The sequence below is a fragment of the Streptosporangium lutulentum genome, assembly GCF_030811455.1.
GTDB classification, from domain to species: domain Bacteria; phylum Actinomycetota; class Actinomycetes; order Streptosporangiales; family Streptosporangiaceae; genus Streptosporangium; species Streptosporangium lutulentum.
Map to the genome: position 1 here is coordinate 1,470,216 of NZ_JAUSQU010000001.1, position 16,517 is coordinate 1,486,732.

A 16,517-nucleotide genomic window follows, 5' to 3' on the forward strand; every position below is an offset into this window, starting at 1 on the left:
CGGCGCCGGGACTCAGCGCACCAGCTTGTCGAGGCGGATCGGCAGGTCGCGGATACGGACGCCGGTCGCGTGGTAGACCGCGTTGGCCACCGCCGCGGCGGTGCCGACGATGCCGATCTCCCCTATGCCCTTGCTCCCCATCGGGTTGAGATGCGGATCGTCCTCCTCGACCCAGAACGCGTCGACGTCGCGCACATCCGCGCAGGCCGCGATGTGATACTGGGCGAAATCGTGGTTGAGGTAGTCGCCGAACTCGTCGTCCATAAGGCTCTCCTCCATGAGAGCCATCGACAGACCCATGGTCATGCCGCCGATGAACTGCGAGCGCGCGGTCTTCGGGTTGATGATCCGTCCCGCGGCGAATCCGCCGAGCAGCCGGAGCACCCGCGTCTCCCCGGTGTCGGCGTCCACGGCGACCTCGGCGAACTGGGCGCCGAAGGCGTGCCGCGCGAACCGCCGCTGCGCGCCGATCTCCTCGGAGGTGTCGGCGCTCGTCTCCAGGCCGGTCGCGGGCACCTCTCCGGCCCGCCGGTCGAGCTCCTCCATCAGCTCCTGACAGGCCCTGACCACGGCCGTGCCCCACGAGGCGGTGCCCATCGATCCGCCCGCCACCATGGCGCTGGGCATCGCGCTGTCGCCGATCCCCACCCGGACCCGGTCCGGCGAGGTGCGCAGCTCGTCGGCCGCGATCTGGGTGAGCGCCGTCCGGGCGCCGGTGCCGATGTCGGAGGCGGCGATCCGTACGGTGAACGTGCCGTCCGGCTCGCACCTGGCGGTCGCCTGGGAGGCGACGCGGTAGGTCGGATAGGTGGAGGAGGCCACCCCGGTCCCGATCAGCCATCTGCCCCGGCGCCGGACCCCGGGCGCGGGATCGCGGTCGGCCCAGCCGAACCGCCGCGCTCCCTCACGCAGGCAGGCCACCAGGTTCCGCGAGCTGAACGGCAGGCCGCTCTCCGGGTCGGCGGCCGGATCGTTGCGGATCCGCAGCTCGACCGGATCGATCTTGCAGGCGACGGCCAGCTCGTCCATCGCCGACTCCAGCGCGAACATGCCCGGCGCCTCGCCGGGCGCGCGCATGTAGGACGGCGTGGGGACGTCGAGCCGGACCAGCCGGTGAGTGGTGCGCCGGTTGGGCGCGGCGTACATCATCCGGGTGGGCGTGGTGGTCTGCTCGGCGAACTCATGGATCCTGGAGCTCTGCTCGAACGCCTCGTGCATGATCGCCGTCAGTCGCCCGTCGGTGTCCGCGCCGAGCCGTACCCGCTGGATCGTCGGGGTCCGGTAACCGGTCACCGCGAACATCTGCTGCCGGGTCACCGCGAGCTTGACCGGACGGCCGACCTGTTTGGCGGCGAGCGCCGCGGCCACCACGGACGGCTTGGGAGCGGCCTTGGACCCGAAACCGCCGCCCACGTGCGGGGAGATCACCCGGATGTTCTCGGGCGGCAGGCCGAACAGCGGCGCGAGCGTGTCGCGGACCGCGGACGCTCCCTGGTTGGAGTCGTAGAGCGTCAGCCCGTCACCGTCCCACACGGCCACGGTGGCCTGCGGTTCCATCGGGTTGTTGTGCTCCGCCGGCGTGCTGTACATCGCGTCCACCACGACCGGTGCGGCGGCGAACGCGGCGTCCGGGTCACCCAGCTCGGTGTCGGTCGGGTAGTTCGGGTTGACATGATCCGGCCGGTACATCTCCGGATGGTCGACGCGCAGCTCGACGTCGTGCGGCTCGGCGTCGTACTCCACCCGTAGCCGCTGGGCCGCCTCCCTGGCCTCCTGGAGCGTCTCGGCCACCACGATCGCGATGTACTGGCCGCGGTAGGCCACCCGGGAGGACTGCAGCACGGCCAGTTCGGCGTTCTCCGGCGTGGACAGCCGGGGAGCGTTGCCGTGCCAGATGGCGGCGATCACCCCGGGGAGCTGGACCACGGCGTCGACGTCGATCGAGCGGACCTCACCGCGGGCGACGGCGGCCGGCACCGGTACGGCGTAGGCCAGGTCCCGAGGGGAGTGCTCGAAGGCGTACCGGGCCTGGCCCGTGACCTTCTCCAGACCTTCGACCCGGTCCATCGTCGAGCCGACGTACGCGGCGGCCGTGGTGGTCATGATGCCTCCGCGAGGTCGATGAGGGTGCGGACCAGGACGTTTCTGGCCAGCGGTACCTTGAACCCGTTGTCCCGCAGCGGCCGGGCCTGAGCCAGCTCCTCCTCCGCGGCCCGGGTGAACTCCGTCGCCGTGGCCGGCGAACCGCGCAGCGCCTCCTCGGCGAGCTCGGCCCGCCACGGCACATGGGCGACGCCGCCCAGCGCGATCCGGCAGTCCCGCACCACGCCGTCGGCCACGTCGAGCGCCACCGCCACCGACACCACGGCGAACGCGAACGACGCCCGGTCCCGCACCTTGCGGTAGTGCGACCGGGTCGCGAACGACAGCGCGGGAACCTCGACCGCGGTGATCAGATCACCGGGTTCCAGCACGGTGTCGCGGTCAGGCTCGTCACCGGGCAGCCGGTGCAGTCCGGGCATCGGCACGGTCCGAGGTCCCCGCCTCCCCTCCACGTGGACGATCGCCCCGAGCGCGGCGAGCGCCACGGCCATGTCCGACGGATGGGTGGCCACGCAACTGCCGGAATAGCCCATGATCGCGAGGTTGCGGTGGTCGCCCTCGCGGGCCGGGCAACCCGAGCCGGGCAGCCGCTTGTTGCACGGCTTGGAGACGTCCTGGAAGTAGGAGCAGCGGGTGCGCTGGAGCAGGTTGCCCCCGACCGTGGCCATGTTGCGGATCTGGCCCGACGCTCCCGCGAGCACCGCCTGGACGAGCATCGGGTGGCGCAGCCGTACGAGAGGGTCGGAGGTCAGGTCGCTGTTGCGCACGCCCGCGCCGATCAGCAGGCCGCCGTCCCGGCTCTCCTCTATGGCGGAGGAGGAGATCCTGGTGACGTCCACCAGCAGTTCGGGTGAGGCGACGCCCAGGCGCATCAGGTCCACCAGATTCGTGCCGCCACCGAGATACATGGCGTCGGGCCGCTCGTCCAGCGCGGCCACCGCGGAGCGCGCGTCGTCCGCTCGCCGGTAGTCAAAGGGTCTCATCGGGCCACCTGCCCGATGGCCGCGACGATGTTGACGTAGGCGCCGCAGCGGCACAGGTTGCCGCTCATGCGCTCGCGGATCTCCTCGTCGTCGAGGCGGGGCTCGGCGACCACGTCCGGGGTGACGGCGCTCGGCCACCCGGCCGACGCTTCGGCCAGCATGCCGACCGCCGAGCAGAGCTGCCCGGGAGTGCAGTACCCGCACTGGAAGGCGTCGTTGTCGATGAATGCGGCCTGCAGCGGATGCGGTGTGTCACCGGTGGCCAGCCCCTCGACCGTGGTGATCTCGCAATCGTCGAGGCTCACCGTCAGCGCGAGGCAGGATTTCATCCGCCGCCCGTCCACCAGCACCGTGCACGCGCCGCACTGCCCGTGGTCGCAGCCCTTCTTCGCCCCGGTCAGGTCAAGCCGCTCGCGCAGCGTGTCCAGAAGCGTCTCCCGGGTGTCCACGCTGATGGGATGACTGTCCCGGTTCACCGACAGCAGGATGTCCATCATGACCGGAGCCGAGACCGGGACCTCTTGTCCTGGGATGTTCGGTTCATTTTTCACGGGCGCTCTCCTACCCGCTCATCCGTCCGGGTTACCTCCGCTTTCGCCGAGGAGCGCTTGACCACTCGCTGACCCGATAGGGGGCCGGGATACGGAAATGCGGTGATATCGGAGTTCCTGGGCCGGAGGTGGAGCAGGACATGACGAAGGCCTTTCCCGACCGAATCCCGGTCGGGAAAGGCCTTCATCGCGCTCGGTCCCTATGGCCGCGGGAGGCGTTCCGGACGGGACCCCTCGCCGATCGGACCGATCAGGAGGTACGGCCGCCGCGACGCAGGCCGAGCGCGCCGATCACGACGCCGACGAGCCCGACCAGCAGGCCGGCTCCGCCGAGCAGGCGGGCGGTGCCGTCGGAGCCGTCGGCGGCCTCGGCCGCGACGGGGGTCATCGACGGAGCCGTCGTGCTGGGCGCCGTCGACGCGCCCGCCGCCGGGGTCGCGGAGGCGGCGGCGTGCTCGTCCCCCTCGGCGGAGGCGGGGGTGAGCTTCAGCAGCGGGGCCGGGCGCTCGGCCTCCGAGCCGTCGGCCTTGGGCTCATCGGCCCACTTCACGACCTCTCCGCCGCTGTAGGTCTGGGTCGTGGGGAAGATGAGCTGGTCGGTGTCCTTGGGCAGTGCGCCCATGGACACCTCGAACTCCTGGAACTGGCCGGACTCGATCTTCCCGCCCGTCCAGATGACCTTCGTGACGGCCTCGGTGATCTCGCCGTACTCGGTGGTGACCGGCTTGGGCAGCTTGCCCTCGACGACCTTGACGTCCCAGCCCGGCACCGGCCTGACCGTGACGAAGGGCAGCGGGTGGTCGAGGGGGAAGGCGACCTCGATCTTGTTGGTCGAGGCGTCGTCACGCTCGTTCGGGACGCGGAAGGCGACCTTCGTGAAACTGCCCTGCACGGCGCTGCCGGGGTTGATGGTGACGTGTGCGAGGGCGGGCAGGGCCAGGCCGACGGTCAGGGCGGTCACACCGGCGGTGACGGCCACCAGACGGCGGCAGGCATGGGAAAGCGACATGGGGGTTCTCCACTTCGGCACTTCGGAACATGAGGTTTTCAGGGGTCGCGACAGGCCGGGCCGTCCGCCGGAGGCTCCGGGAGAGTGTGCTCTCCGGAAGGCGGGCGGGCCGGGAGCCGTGACGACCGGCGAGAGGACCGGCGCCGGACCGCGCGGCGGCCGTGCACCGGACCGTGCGGCGACCGCGACCGGGGACGGTCCGCGCGGCGGCGATGGCCGTGCGCCGGAGCGCGCGGCGACCGTGACCGTGCGCCGGACCGTGCGGCGGGTCGAGGTCAGACGGCAGGCAGTGGAGGGCCGCGCCGGCTGACGGAGTGACGAAGGAGAACGGCGCGCGCGGGGACGGGCGTGCCCGGCAGGGGCACGGCGCGCGGGAGGGCGACGGCCACCCGAGGGAGCCTCAGCAGCCGGAACATCGCGGTGAGGCGGTGCCGCGCCGAGCGGAGCAGCGCCCACAGGGCGGCCTCGCCGCGGGCCAGCCACCACCCGGTGATGAGCGTGGCGGTGAGGTGCGCGACGAGCATGCCCAGGCTCTCGCCCAGTCCCTTGCCGTGGGAGTGCGGAACCAGCGAGACCCCCGCCGGGTCGCCGAAGGCGAACAGTTCGTGCAGGAGCAGTTGCAGGATCGAGAGCCCGACGCTGATCGTCGCGGTGGAGCGCTCGCGCCCGGCGAGCAGCATCGTCACGAACATGACCGCCGACCCGCCGACGGCCACCCCCCACGGCGCGGGCCCCGACCCCCCCGCGGCCACGTGGCCGAGGACGGCGAGCGTCACGCATACGGCCGAGAAGGAGGCCGCGCGCATGAGGCGTAGGGGGAGGTGGGCGCGCATGGTGCCCATATGCTCTCATGCCTTTACAACGCCTGCCGTTCTGGGGTTTTTGTCGCTATGGTTGCCGCGACACGCGCTTCAAGCCGGGGTGGTGGCTATGCGGCACTTCTTTGGGCTGCTCGTCGGGTTGGTCATGACAGCCGTGCTGTTGTTCGGCGGCGGCTGGGCGGTGCAGGAGGCCGGGACGGGCCTGATCTCGCTTCCGGCGGAGAGCGACTCGAAGACCTGGATCGCGCTGGGGACCATGGCCGTGATCGGGCTTCTGATCGGTCTGGTGGTCGCCGGCCGCGTCTCCCCGCTGGCCGCCTTCATCCCGTCGATGGTCCTGCTCGCGTGGACCGTGGTCTACGCCCTGGACGTCAGGCGCGCCATGGGCCTGATCCCCGACGACCCCGCCTTTCACGAGGAACTCCTGCAGGCCGGTCGCGGTATGGGCCTGCTCCTCACCGCGGGTGTCTACGCCCTTCTCGGCGTCCTTTTGTTCCTGCCCGTCCTCATGCCCTCCCGCTGGGCCGCCCGGGTCCGCGAGGACGAGGAGGAGTACGAGGAATCCGGCGACCAGGGCTACTACCGGTAGGGCGGCCGCCCCCTGGATGATCTTCCGGTTCGGATGGCCGGAGCATCGGGACGGTCATGGCCGGACCCCTCTGGCCAGGGCATTCGTCAAGATGAAGGCCTACCCTGGGAGTGATACGGCCACCTTGTCAACCAACTTCTGACATACCGTAATGAAATGGACAGTGACAATCTCCTTGGGGAGTTCCTGCGTGCGCGGCGTGAGGTCACCGCTCCCAGGCAGGTGGGACTGCTGCATTCCGGTCCTCGCCGGACGCCGGGGCTGCGCCGGGAAGAGTTGGCGATGCTGGCCGGGGTCAGCACCGACTACTACATCCGCCTGGAGCAGGGGCGCGAGCGCCACCCCTCCGAGCGGGTGCTCGCCTCGCTGGCGCAGGTGCTGAGCCTCGGGCCCGACGCCGCGACGCACCTGTACGAACTCGCCCATCCCAGGCCGCGGCAGCCCAGGGTGACCGGCGAGACGGAGCGGGTCGGCCCCGAGTTGCTGCGGCTGATGCGCGGCTGGCCCGACACCCCGGCGCTGGTGTTCGGCCGCTGGATGGACGTGCTGGCCACCAACGCGCTGGCCGCGGCGCTGTACGACGGGCTGGAGCACGCGGACAACCTCGTCCGGCTGGTCTTCCTGGAGCCCGCCGCACGCGAGTTCTACCGGGACTGGGAGAAGGTCGCCCGCGGCAAGGTGGCCCACCTGCGCGCCGCCGCCGGAGCGGACCTCGGCCACCCGTATCTGACCGCGCTGGTCGACGAGCTCTCGTTCGAAAGCGCGGACTTCCGCCGGATGTGGGCCCGCCATGACATATCCGGCAAGACCCGCGAGGCCAAGCGCTTCCGTCACCGTGATGTCGGCGACCTGACCCTCACCAGCGAGGTGTTCGGCATCAACAGCGCACCGGGCCAGCAACTGATCGTCTTCCAGGCCGACCCCGGCAGCCCCTCCGAGCAGGCCCTGGTCCTGCTGGGCAGCCTCGCCGTCATGACGGGATGAGGCCATCGCCACGACCGCCGACTCCATGTTCGTCCCCGGACCAGCCATCTGCCCATTCCGGTGTACCGCACACCCCCTGCTCTTTTTCGGGATCCGCGTGAAACGTGAGCAAGGAAGCACTTCCATCCCTCGGGTCTTTGCCGAGCTATGACCCGATCGTGGTGAGTAGCACACATCCCGGAAGGAAGACACAGTGAGGTTCGTGCCGCGCCTGCGTTCGATCCAAGCGCGCTACACGATGACCGCGACGGCGCTGCTGCTGATCGTGCTGATCGCGGTGAGTGCGAGTTCCGACCTGGCGATCCGCTACAGAATCCAGGACGACGCCTTCAGCGACGCCGAGCGGGTGGCCAGCCAGTGGAGCGCGGCGGTGCGCAACGGCAACATGCCGAGCCTGATCCCCACCTCCACCGGCGTCAACCTCATCCAGCTGGTGGACGCCCACGGCAAGGTCACGGGCGCCAGCAGGGAGGCGTGGGGCAGGCCGCCGCTGAGCTCGATCCGGCCTCCCGCCAACGACCGGTTCCAGCGGCTGACCGACGGCTGTCTCGTGCTGATGGCCATCCGGGTCTCTCCCACGGCGGACGCACCGGTCGTCTACGCGGGCATCGAGGAGCCGTCCATCCTGCGAAAGCACCGCCTGGAGTACTTCTTCGCCGGAAGCGCCCTCATCCTTCTGATCTTCGCCGCCTGGATGACGTGGTCCGTGGTGGGCCGGACGCTGCGTCCGGTGGCGGCGATCCGCGAGCGGATGTCGGAGATCACGGTGAGCGACCTGAGCCTGCGGGTGCCCATGCCGCCGGGCGATGACGAGTTCGCGCTGCTGGCCCGCACCGCCAACCAGACCCTGGAGCGGTTGCAGGAGGCGGTGGAGCAGCAGCGGCAGTTCGCCTCCACCACCTCCCACGAACTGCGCACCCCGATCGCCGGCCTGCGCACGCAACTGGAGGAGGCGCTGCTCTACCCCGACGACGTCGATCCGCGCGAGACCATCCAGGGGGCGCTGTCGGCGACCGGCCGGCTGGAGGCGATCGTCAACGACCTGCTGCTGCTGGCCCGGCTGCGCGCCGCCGACCCGGCGACCCGCGAGCTGGTCGACCTCGGCAAACTCGTGACGGAGGAGGCGTCGGCCCAGGCCAACGGCGTTCCGGTGTATGTCCGGGCGGTCCCCGGCGTGCTGGTCTGCGGCTCCCAGATCCAGTTGATCAGGGTGGTGAACAACCTGCTGAGCAACGCGCGCCGGCACGCCGACACCAGCGTCAGGGTCTTCGTCGACTCCGCCGACGGCCAGGCCGTCGTGGCGGTGGTCGACGACGGCGCCGGCGTCGCGCCGGCCGATCGGGAGCGGGTCTTCGAACGCTTCACCCGCCTGGACGACGGGCGGCGCCGTGATTCCGGGGGCAGCGGGCTCGGCCTGGCCATCTCCCGCGACATCGTCCACTCCCATCACGGGACCCTGCGGATCGAGGACTCACCGCGCGGCGCCCGGTTCGTCCTGCGGCTGCCGTTGCTGGACGCCAAGCGCGGAGAGGCCCCCGCGGACGACGATCGCGACGTTCAGCCGCTGTAGAGGCGGGTGACGACGCCCTCGATGGACTCTTCATCGGGGACGGTGGCGCGCAGGTCGTCCAGGGTGCCGTCGAAGGCGAGGCTGCCGTGGTCGATGACCATGATCCGGCGGCAGAGTTTCTCGATGTCGCCCAGATCATGGGTGGTGAGCAGGACCGTGGTGCCGTGTTCGGCGTTGAGGCGGCGGAGGAAATCGCGCATCGCGGCCTTGCTCACCACGTCGAGGCCGATCGTGGGCTCGTCGAGCACGAGCACCGCGGGATCGTGCAGGAGGGCGGCGGTGATGTCGCCGCGCATGCGCTGGCCGAGGCTGAGCTGGCGGACCGGTGTGGCCATGAACTCGGTGAGGCCGAGGAGTTCGGTCAGTTCGGTGAGCCGCCGCCGGAAGTCATTCTGATCTACTTTGTAAAGATGGCGGACCAGTTCAAAGCTGTCCTTGAGCGGAAGGTCCCACCACAGGGTCGTCCGCTGTCCGAAGACCACGCCGATCTTGCGGGCCAGGGCCGTGCGGTGGCGTGTCGGGTCGAGCCCGGCCACCCGGACGCGGCCCGTGGTCGGCGCCAGGATGCCGGTGAGCATCTTGATGGTGGTGGACTTGCCCGCGCCGTTGGGCCCGAGGTAGCCGACGAACTCCCCGGCCTCCACGGTGAACGACAGCTCCCGTACGGCGTGGACGGTCTTTCTGGTCTTGCGACGGCCGACGGCGAACGAGCGGCCGACCCGTTCGAGTTCGATCATGTTCAACTCCCCGTTGAGCGGTAGCGGCGGACGCCCGCCCGCCAGGCGAGGGCGGCGGCGACGGCCAGGACGACGGCCGCCAGGGGCGCGGCGAAGCGGAGCCAGTACGGCAGGCCGAGGGGGTCCGGCCGGTCCAGGACGAACAGGGCGGGCTGCCAGTTCACGAACGCCAGCGGCACGATGAACGTCGCCCCCTTGACGAGTTCGTTGCCGTACACGCTCAGCGGGTACTGGGTGAGCGTGACGCCGCCGTAGGTGAAGGCGTTGGCCACCTCGGGGGCGTCGGTCAGCAGGAACTGCATCGCCCCGCCGAGGGCGAAGATCGAGGAGAAGATGACGATTCCGCACAGGACCATCACCGGTACCGTCCAGGCCCTGCCGGCGGCCAGGCCGAGCTGGGACAGGGCGATGGACAGCACGACGGCGGCCTGGGCCACCCTGCCGAGGCGCTGCACGCTGAAGCGGTCCGTGGCCATCTGCACGAACGTGCCCGCCGGGCGGATCAGCATGGTGTCGAAGGTGCCGGTCCTGATGTGCTGGCTGAGCCGTTCCACGTTGCCGAAGAGGAGGTCGCTCAGGGCGAAGGACAGGCCCGCGGTGCCGTACAGGAACATCACCTCGGCCAGGTCGAACCCGCCCAGGGATCCGGTGTGCTCGAAGATCACCCAGATCGCCGCCACGTCCAGCGCGCTGATGACGAACGAGCCGATCGTCATCGTGATCAGCGGCCCAGGGTACTGTGCGGAGGCCCGCAGCCAGGTCCAGGCGAGCAGGAGATAGGTTCGGGTCATCTCAGGCGCTCACTCCCGGCGGCGTCCGCTCGGGGACGCTCTCGTCGTCAGCCACCCTGAACCACGACCTTCCGGCGGGCCGAGCGCGTGACCAGGGCGCCCAGGAGCAGCAGCGCCACTGCCCAGGCACTCTGGAAGCCGAGCGCCTCGACGACGTCCCGCTTGCCGAGGTAGACGTCCGCGGGGACCTGCACCATCGCCGACCAGGGGAGGGCGCCCGCCAGCGTGCCGAGCCAGCCGGGGAACAGGTTCAGGGGCAGGACCATGCCGCTGAAGAAGAACGTCATCACCAGGGACAGTGACTGGACGCCCCGGTCGTCGATGATCCAGCAGGAGGACAGCGCGATCAGGTAGCGCCAGCCGAAGCTGACGATCACCGCCAGTATGAAGCTGGCCGCGAAGAAGGCCCAGGTCGCCGGGTCGCTCGGCACGATGAGGCCGAACAGCGCGGCGCCGACGGCCGTCGGGGGCAGGCTGCGCAGCAGGAGCAGGTAGGCCGCCCGGCCGAGATCGTCGGAGAGGTTCCACAGCTGCAGCGACGCCGGGCGGACGAGGTCGACGGAGATGTCCCCGGTGCGGACCCGGTCGGAGATCTCCAGGCCGCCGCCGAAGACCTGCATGGGGCCGATGAAGGCCTGGCTGAGGAAGCAGAAGGTGACGGCGTCCGCGAGGTCGTACCCGGCGAGCCCGGGGCGGGCCTCCCACAGGGCGATCAGGACGTACGCGCGGAGGATGCCGAAGACGGTGTTGGTGAAGGCCCCGGCGATGGCGGCGGAGCGGTAGGCGGAGTGACGGCGGAAACCATACGCGGCGATACGCATGTAGAGCGGGAAGGCTTCCTCCCGGAGGACGTCGGGACAATCCCCATATCGTCCTCGGTGGGTCCTGGCCGGGCAATGGATTTTTAGGATTTCGGTTGAGGGGCAGGTGAGAGGCAAGCTCAAACTGGGGAAGTTTGATATATATCCGTAATCGTCATGAAATGTCCTATTCAGATAGAATCATGTTCTGGCTAGGGAACACCCTCTGCGGAGGCGCTCATGCACGATGAGATCGATGTGGACGTCTGTCCTACCTACCCGCTCAGCTGGCAGGCCGCGGCGCTCAGCGCGATCATGCGTCGCACCTTCAAGCCGATGTCAGGTCTTCTCCTGAGAACCGGCGTCGGAGTCATGGCGGTCTCTCGCATCGCCGCGCTGGCGGCAAAGGTGCCCCTGCGCCTGCCCGCCCACGTGAGTGTGGTCCGGGACGAGGTCGGGGCGTGCTCCGGCGAGTGGGTCCGTGCCGGGCAGGAGCTCGACGAGGACAAGGTGCTGCTCTACTTCCACGGCGGCGGCTACTTCGCCTGTTCCCCGGCGACCCATCGGCCGATCACCTGGCGTCTGTCGGCCGCGGCCCAGCGCCCGGTACTGGCCGTCGACTACCGGCAGGGCCCGATTCACAGGCTGCCCGAGTCTCTTGAGGACGCGATCGCCGCCTACCTGTGCCTTCTGGAGCGCGGCTACGCCCCCGCCGACATCCTGTTCGCCGGTGACTCCGCCGGTGGCCATCTCACCCTCGCCACGCTCCTGGCGCTCCGCGACCGCGGCCTGCCGTTGCCGGCGGCCGCCGTGTGCCTGTCGCCGTGGACCGATCTCACCGATGTCCCCCACCAGGTCAACCGCCTGCTCGACCCGATGATCTCGGCCGGCCGGGTCGACTGGCTCGCCCGCCGCTGGACCGTCGGCCTCGACCCCCGGCACCACCTGGTCTCCCCGGTCTTCGGCGACTACACCGGCCTGCCCCCGCTGATGATCGTCACCGGCTCCACCGAGGTTCTCCGCGACGAGGGCCGCCGCGTCGCCGAGCGGGCCCGCGCCGGCGGTGTGCCGGTCACCTACGAGGAGTGGCCCCGCATGCCCCATGCCTTCGCCATCCTCGCCGACGTCGTCCCCGAGGCCCGCCGGGTCTTCCTGCACATCGCCCGCTTCCTCGGCGCGGCCAGGGTCCTCACCTCCTACGACCCCGCCGAGCAGGATCTCGCCGCCTACGATCCCGCCGTCGAGGACCTCGCGGCCGGGTTCGATCCCCTGGCCGGGTTCGATCCCGGTGTCCAGGACCCCGCCGCGTGCGATCCGGCCGCGCGGCCCGATTCGCCCGCCGTCCAGGATTCGCCCGTCAGGCCCGGTTCCGCCGCGGCCTGAGCCCGCTCCGCCGTCCGACGCGGCGAAATGCTGGGATTCGCCGCCTTCGTGATGAAGCGGCGGGGAGATCGTCCTCGCTGGTCACGGCGTCACGTCCGGTACCAGGAGGCACTCGGGACACCACCGGTTCCTTACCCTGAGGGATCATTGACCTTACCTGTCATATCCCTTGTGAGCGGTCGGCAGCGAAGGCCCCTCGATTCCCGCCACAGTGTGCTTGCCATAGCTCGCACACGAGAGGCTCAACCAGGATGGCACGTGGCGGAAACGGCCCCATGAACGGCATGCCGCCCGGTGTGCGGCCACTGACCGTCGGGGACCCGGTCATCATCGGCCGTTACCTTCTGCTCGGCCGCCTCGGTGTCGGCGGGATGGGCGTCGTCTACCTGGCCGAACACCCGCAGGGCGGTGTGGTGGCGCTCAAGACGCCACATCCCATGCATCTCAACGATGCCACGCTCCGCGCCCGTTTCGCGGGCGAAGTGGAATTCTCCCGGCGAGTGGTGCCTTTCTGTACCGCCGCGGTGGTGGAGGACGGCATCGACAAGGAGCGCCCCTATCTCGTCACCGAATACATCCGCGGCCCCGCGCTGTCCCAGGTGGTGTCCGCCTACGGTCCCCTCACACCGGACCTCGCGTACGGCGCCGCCCTGGGGGTGGCCGCCGCGCTGATGGCGGTGCACGAGGCCGGGCTGGTCCACCGCGACCTCAAGCCGGGCAACGTGCTGCTGTCCGACACCGGTCCCCGGCTGATCGACTTCGGTATCGCCAGGGACGTGGACGCTCTCGCCGCGCACACGCAGGGAGGGCAGGTCATGGGCAGCCCCGGCTGGGTCGCCCCCGAACGGCTCACCGGCGGCCCCGCGCTGCCCGCCTCGGACGTCTTCGCCTGGGGCTGCCTGATCGCCTACGCCTCCACCGGCCACCATCCCTTCGGCGGAGGGGAGCTCGACGCGCTGACCCGGCGCATCCTGGTCGAGCCGCCGCGCGTCACCTCGGTGCCCGCCCTGCTGCGCCCCGCCGTCGAGGCGTCCTTGGCCAAGGATCCCGCCCACCGGCCCCGGGCCGTCGAGCTGCTCGGCGCGCTGCTCGCGGCCGGTGGGGTGGGCGACCCCTGGGACCTGCGGGAGGCGGTCGCCGAGGTGCTGGCCGAGATCTGGACGCCGGTGCCCCACCCGCCGGGAGCCGGCCGAGTGCGGCCGGCGGCCGTCGAGGCGGTGCGGGAGCAGCCCTCGGTTCCGGCGAAGGTCTCCCGCCGGGCGCCCCGCAAGAGCGCGCACCTGTCGCAGGCGGGCTTCGCGGCACTGGCCACGGTCTCCATGGCGGCCGTCACCGTGGTCGCCGCCACGAGCGGCGGGACCGGCACCGGCACCGGCTCGGGCGTCCCCGAGCGGATGCCGATGGTGGTCCCGAGCGAGAGCACGACCCCGGGTTCCGCCCTGAGCGGCACCCGGCCGCCGGTGGGCAGGCCGCAGACGCCCCCGCCCCCTCCGATCACTCCCACCACGGTCATGGTGACCACGACCCAGACCGTCCCGGCAGTCACCCCGCCCGCGGGTGACCGCGAGGAGCCCTCTCCCGAGCGGCCGCACGGACCGGACGGCCGGCCCGACGACGACGAGGGCGGCGACGAGAACGGGGGCGGCGACGGGGGAGGAGGCGGGCGCGAGCCGCAGACCTGTGCGGGAACGACCACGAACAGGGCCAAGGCCCGGACAAGAGACTGCCCGACGACGCCGAACAGTCCCAGGCCCTCCTTCACCCAGATCCCGCAGACCGGCGACGGCGAAAGTCCGTCCCCGACGCCGACCACGCCCATTCCCTCCTCGACGGTGATCACGCCGCCGCCGAGCTCCGGCCCCTCGTTCCAGATAGGCGATTGATCACTTACCCCGACGGGCTCAGGTAGGACAAACTGGTGCGTCCGTTAAAGTAAGCGCCGCAGGTCGCGGCGGAGGGGGAGATCGATGGGCGAGCTTGTTTCCGGTCCGGTGGAGCTGAGCGGCGTCGGCGTCCGGGTGGTCGGGCGAACGTTGCTGGAGGGCATCGACTGGCGGGTGAAGTACGGAGATCACTGGGTGATACTGGGGCCCAACGGGGCGGGGAAGACCACCCTGCTGTCGCTGGCCGCCGCCGTGCGGCATCCCACGGAGGGAACCGTCACCGTGCTCGGCCAACGACTGGGCCGGGTGGATCTGAGAGAGCTGCGCCGCCACATCGGCCTGGTCGCCGCCAGCCAGCGACTCGTCGACGAGGGGTTGCTGGAGGAGGAGGGCGCCACCGCGCACACCGTCGTCCTGACCGGCCACACCGGGACCAGCGCCCCGCTCTGGGACCGGTACGGCCCGGCCGAGCACGAGCGTGCCCACCGCCTGCTGGCCGACCTGGGCTGCAAGGACCTCGCCGACCGGCTCTTCCGGGTCTGCTCCCAGGGCGAGCGGGCCCGGATCCGCATCGCCAGGGCGCTGATGGTCGATCCGGTGATCCTGCTGCTGGACGAGCCTTTCGCCGGGCTCGACCTGCCCGCCCGCGAGGACCTGATCGCCGCGGTGGAGGACCTCGCCACGACGCGTCCGGCGCTGACCACGGTCACCGTCACCCACCACCTGGAGGAGGTCCCGGCCACCACGACTCACGCCCTGCTGATGCGCGACGCCCGCATCCAGGCGAGCGGTCCGGTGACGGAGATCCTGACCGGGGAGAACCTGTCGGAGTGCTTCGGCAGGCCGTTGCTGATCGACACTCTCGACGGCCGCTGGTCCGCTCGCGCATCGCGTGATCGCTAGTCCTTCCGCTCTCCCGGAGAGCGGCTAGTCCTTCTTGCGCTGCCGGATGAGACCCATGAACCCCGGGCTCGGCTTGAATTTGGCCGTCCAGGTCTCGGCGATCTCCAGGGGCTCACCGGTCTGCGGGTTGCGTCCGGTCCGTGCGGGTTTGTGCACGATCTCGAAGGACCCGAAGCCGGGGATCGCCACCTTGTCCTCGGCCGCCACCGCTGTCTGAATGGTTCCGAGAATCGCATCGAGGGCCGCGGCGGTCTGTCGCCGGCTGAGACCCGCCTCGGCCGCGGCCTTCTCGATCAGCTCGCGCTTGTTCATCTGAATCCTTCCGGCATGGACACCTCGGGTCTCAGCCTATGGAGGAAACGCGTCGCGGTGTCGCGGCCCGGCGGTGTGTTTCGGGCGGCGGCGACGGGAAAGGGCGGCGCGCACGCCGGGGATCGGCGCGCGCGGTGAGTGCCTGTCACCTCAGCACGGCTGACAGGCACCCACCCTCGGGTTCAGCGGTCGGACTGGGCGGCCAGTCGTTCCGCCTCCGCGTGCAAGGCCTCGACGAGTATGAGCTCCAGACGGAGATCCTCGTCAATGAGGCCGACCAGAACTTCCATCGGGCCTCCCTGCTTACTCCGACGTCCCAGGAAGCTCAGAAGTTCACACGGGCACCGGACAAGACTCGGCCGTGATCCAACTTTGATCACGACGTGGTCGTCTCACGGTGTCTTCACGAGTTCGGCCAGGTCGACGAGCTTGTCGACCTCGCGCACGTCCGCACAGTAGGCCACCAGAACCCGCTCTCCGCTGATGCGCCGGGTGACCCGCAGGCATGGGCCGTCGTCGAACACGACGGCCTCGACCTCGATGCCCCCCGGACCCTGCCAGATACCCATGAGCCTGAGGCTACGGAGAGACAGGTAAGACGGGGGTAACCAAACGGGCATATCGTGATGCTCGGCGCAGGTCCGGCCTCTCCGTACGTCGGGGATGATTAATCGGGTCGCTGTGGGTAACAGGATGCTTTAATTAACGTAATCAGGGAGAAATCAACATGGCTTTGCCCAAGCTAACCCCCGAACAGCGTCAGGCTGCCTTGGCCAAGGCAGCCGAGACCCGTACGGCACGTGCCAAGCTTCTGGCCGAGGTCAAGGCGGGTGCGCTCAGCCTCGAACAGCTGCTCGGCAGGGACGACGACATCGCCAAGCGCATCAAGGTGTCCCAGGCACTGCGGGCCCTGCCCGGGATCGGCAACGTGAAGGCCGCCCAGCTGATGGAGCAGGCCGACGTGGACGAGGCTCGCCGGCTCGGCGGACTCGGCACGCAGCAGCGCCGCAAGCTGATCGAGGCCGTCACGAGCTGAAGTGGCCGGGCCACTGTTCTCGCGGGCCGTCTTCCGCTCCCGTGAGCGGGTTCGGGAAGCGG

Annotated in this window: 17 protein-coding genes; 7 read left to right on the forward strand and 10 right to left on the reverse strand. The window is 70.3% G+C overall.

Going from position 1 to position 16,517, the window contains the following annotated elements; all coding sequences use genetic code 11:
* Window positions 1-12: 12 nt before the first annotated feature.
* The 5 genes from J2853_RS06110 to J2853_RS06130 all read right to left on the reverse strand — a co-directional run bounded on the left by J2853_RS06110 (window position 13) and on the right by J2853_RS06130 (window position 5,488).
* Window positions 13-2,103 (reverse strand): xanthine dehydrogenase family protein molybdopterin-binding subunit, encoded by a 2,091-nt coding sequence (locus J2853_RS06110; protein ID WP_307555829.1) that lies wholly within the window; start codon window positions 2,101-2,103, stop codon window positions 13-15.
* The gene (locus J2853_RS06115; RefSeq protein ID WP_307555832.1) at window positions 2,100-3,086 is read right to left on the reverse strand and encodes an FAD binding domain-containing protein; all 987 of its coding nucleotides are present in this window, start codon (window positions 3,084-3,086) and stop codon (window positions 2,100-2,102) included. The genes J2853_RS06110 and J2853_RS06115 overlap by 4 nt, the downstream gene beginning before the upstream one ends.
* Window positions 3,083-3,583: a (2Fe-2S)-binding protein gene (locus J2853_RS06120; RefSeq protein ID WP_370879515.1), complete on the reverse strand. Its 501-nt coding sequence runs from the start codon at window positions 3,581-3,583 to the stop codon at window positions 3,083-3,085. The genes J2853_RS06115 and J2853_RS06120 overlap by 4 nt, the downstream gene beginning before the upstream one ends.
* 304 nt (window positions 3,584-3,887) lie before the next feature.
* The gene (locus J2853_RS06125) at window positions 3,888-4,646 is read right to left on the reverse strand and encodes a YcnI family copper-binding membrane protein (protein ID WP_307555834.1); all 759 of its coding nucleotides are present in this window, start codon (window positions 4,644-4,646) and stop codon (window positions 3,888-3,890) included.
* Window positions 4,647-4,921: 275 nt separating this feature from the next.
* Window positions 4,922-5,488 carry an MFS transporter gene (locus J2853_RS06130; protein ID WP_307555836.1) on the reverse strand — a complete coding sequence of 189 codons (567 nt, stop codon included), beginning with the start codon at window positions 5,486-5,488 and terminating at the stop codon, window positions 4,922-4,924.
* Window positions 5,489-5,576: 88 nt separating this feature from the next.
* On the opposite strand from J2853_RS06130, the gene J2853_RS06135 reads away from it, so the two are divergent.
* The 3 genes from J2853_RS06135 (at window position 5,577) to J2853_RS06145 (ending at window position 8,610) form a co-directional block, all read left to right on the forward strand.
* On the forward strand, window positions 5,577-6,056 hold the full coding sequence (locus J2853_RS06135) for a hypothetical protein (RefSeq protein ID WP_307555838.1): 480 nt from the start codon (window positions 5,577-5,579) through the stop codon (window positions 6,054-6,056).
* 156 nt (window positions 6,057-6,212) lie between these two features.
* On the forward strand, window positions 6,213-7,040 hold the full coding sequence (locus J2853_RS06140) for a helix-turn-helix domain-containing protein (RefSeq protein WP_307555840.1): 828 nt from the start codon (window positions 6,213-6,215) through the stop codon (window positions 7,038-7,040).
* 193 nt (window positions 7,041-7,233) lie between these two features.
* Window positions 7,234-8,610 (forward strand): sensor histidine kinase, encoded by a 1,377-nt coding sequence (locus J2853_RS06145; RefSeq protein WP_307555842.1) that lies wholly within the window; start codon window positions 7,234-7,236, stop codon window positions 8,608-8,610.
* Here J2853_RS06145 and J2853_RS06150 read toward each other — a convergent pair.
* The 3 genes from J2853_RS06150 to J2853_RS06160 are packed head-to-tail and all read right to left on the reverse strand — an operon-like array spanning window position 8,598 to window position 10,959.
* Window positions 8,598-9,347 carry an ABC transporter ATP-binding protein gene (locus J2853_RS06150; RefSeq protein WP_307555844.1) on the reverse strand — a complete coding sequence of 250 codons (750 nt, stop codon included), beginning with the start codon at window positions 9,345-9,347 and terminating at the stop codon, window positions 8,598-8,600. The two genes, J2853_RS06145 and J2853_RS06150, sit on opposite strands and share 13 nt — an antisense overlap.
* Window positions 9,348-9,349: 2 nt before the next feature.
* Window positions 9,350-10,138 (reverse strand): ABC transporter permease, encoded by a 789-nt coding sequence (locus J2853_RS06155; protein WP_307555846.1) that lies wholly within the window; start codon window positions 10,136-10,138, stop codon window positions 9,350-9,352.
* A gap of 47 nt (window positions 10,139-10,185) precedes the next feature.
* Window positions 10,186-10,959 carry an ABC transporter permease gene (locus tag J2853_RS06160; protein WP_307555849.1) on the reverse strand — a complete coding sequence of 258 codons (774 nt, stop codon included), beginning with the start codon at window positions 10,957-10,959 and terminating at the stop codon, window positions 10,186-10,188.
* A 219-nt stretch (window positions 10,960-11,178) separates the two neighbouring features.
* Between J2853_RS06160 and J2853_RS06165 the strand changes: the two genes are divergently transcribed.
* From J2853_RS06165 to J2853_RS06175, 3 genes are all read left to right on the forward strand, one after another.
* Window positions 11,179-12,321, forward strand: coding sequence for an alpha/beta hydrolase (locus J2853_RS06165; protein WP_307555851.1), 1,143 nt, complete (start codon window positions 11,179-11,181; stop codon window positions 12,319-12,321).
* A gap of 251 nt (window positions 12,322-12,572) precedes the next feature.
* Window positions 12,573-14,204, forward strand: a complete 1,632-nt coding sequence (locus J2853_RS06170; RefSeq protein WP_307555853.1) for a serine/threonine-protein kinase — start codon at window positions 12,573-12,575, stop codon at window positions 14,202-14,204.
* Between the two features lie 84 nt (window positions 14,205-14,288).
* Window positions 14,289-15,107: an ABC transporter ATP-binding protein gene (locus tag J2853_RS06175; RefSeq protein WP_307555855.1), complete on the forward strand. Its 819-nt coding sequence runs from the start codon at window positions 14,289-14,291 to the stop codon at window positions 15,105-15,107.
* Window positions 15,108-15,131: 24 nt separating this feature from the next.
* Here J2853_RS06175 and J2853_RS06180 read toward each other — a convergent pair whose 3' ends face one another.
* On the reverse strand, window positions 15,132-15,419 hold the full coding sequence (locus tag J2853_RS06180; protein WP_307555857.1) for an HU family DNA-binding protein: 288 nt from the start codon (window positions 15,417-15,419) through the stop codon (window positions 15,132-15,134).
* Between the two features lie 392 nt (window positions 15,420-15,811).
* Window positions 15,812-15,988, reverse strand: coding sequence for a hypothetical protein (locus J2853_RS06185; RefSeq protein WP_307555859.1), 177 nt, complete (start codon window positions 15,986-15,988; stop codon window positions 15,812-15,814).
* 158 nt (window positions 15,989-16,146) lie between these two features.
* Here J2853_RS06185 and mihF point away from each other — a divergent pair, with 158 nt between their 5' ends.
* Window positions 16,147-16,455 carry an integration host factor, actinobacterial type gene (gene mihF / locus J2853_RS06190; RefSeq protein ID WP_089208239.1) on the forward strand — a complete coding sequence of 103 codons (309 nt, stop codon included), beginning with the start codon at window positions 16,147-16,149 and terminating at the stop codon, window positions 16,453-16,455.
* Window positions 16,456-16,517 lie beyond the last annotated feature (62 nt).

Coding starts and splice junctions, on each gene's coding strand:
- J2853_RS06110 (WP_307555829.1), bottom strand. CDS start 2,103: ATGACCACCACGGCCGCCGCGTACGTCGGCTCGACGATGGACCGGGTC.
- J2853_RS06115 (WP_307555832.1), bottom strand. CDS start 3,086: ATGAGACCCTTTGACTACCGGCGAGCGGACGACGCGCGCTCCGCGGTG.
- J2853_RS06120 (WP_370879515.1), bottom strand. CDS start 3,583: ATGATGGACATCCTGCTGTCGGTGAACCGGGACAGTCATCCCATCAGC.
- J2853_RS06125 (WP_307555834.1), bottom strand. CDS start 4,646: ATGTCGCTTTCCCATGCCTGCCGCCGTCTGGTGGCCGTCACCGCCGGT.
- J2853_RS06130 (WP_307555836.1), bottom strand. CDS start 5,488: ATGGGCACCATGCGCGCCCACCTCCCCCTACGCCTCATGCGCGCGGCC.
- J2853_RS06135 (WP_307555838.1), top strand. CDS start 5,577: ATGCGGCACTTCTTTGGGCTGCTCGTCGGGTTGGTCATGACAGCCGTG.
- J2853_RS06140 (WP_307555840.1), top strand. CDS start 6,213: ATGGACAGTGACAATCTCCTTGGGGAGTTCCTGCGTGCGCGGCGTGAG.
- J2853_RS06150 (WP_307555844.1), bottom strand. CDS start 9,347: ATGATCGAACTCGAACGGGTCGGCCGCTCGTTCGCCGTCGGCCGTCGC.
- J2853_RS06155 (WP_307555846.1), bottom strand. CDS start 10,138: ATGACCCGAACCTATCTCCTGCTCGCCTGGACCTGGCTGCGGGCCTCC.
- J2853_RS06160 (WP_307555849.1), bottom strand. CDS start 10,959: ATGCGTATCGCCGCGTATGGTTTCCGCCGTCACTCCGCCTACCGCTCC.
- J2853_RS06165 (WP_307555851.1), top strand. CDS start 11,179: ATGCACGATGAGATCGATGTGGACGTCTGTCCTACCTACCCGCTCAGC.
- J2853_RS06170 (WP_307555853.1), top strand. CDS start 12,573: ATGGCACGTGGCGGAAACGGCCCCATGAACGGCATGCCGCCCGGTGTG.
- J2853_RS06175 (WP_307555855.1), top strand. CDS start 14,289: ATGGGCGAGCTTGTTTCCGGTCCGGTGGAGCTGAGCGGCGTCGGCGTC.
- J2853_RS06180 (WP_307555857.1), bottom strand. CDS start 15,419: ATGAACAAGCGCGAGCTGATCGAGAAGGCCGCGGCCGAGGCGGGTCTC.
- J2853_RS06185 (WP_307555859.1), bottom strand. CDS start 15,988: ATGGGTATCTGGCAGGGTCCGGGGGGCATCGAGGTCGAGGCCGTCGTG.
- mihF (WP_089208239.1), top strand. CDS start 16,147: ATGGCTTTGCCCAAGCTAACCCCCGAACAGCGTCAGGCTGCCTTGGCC.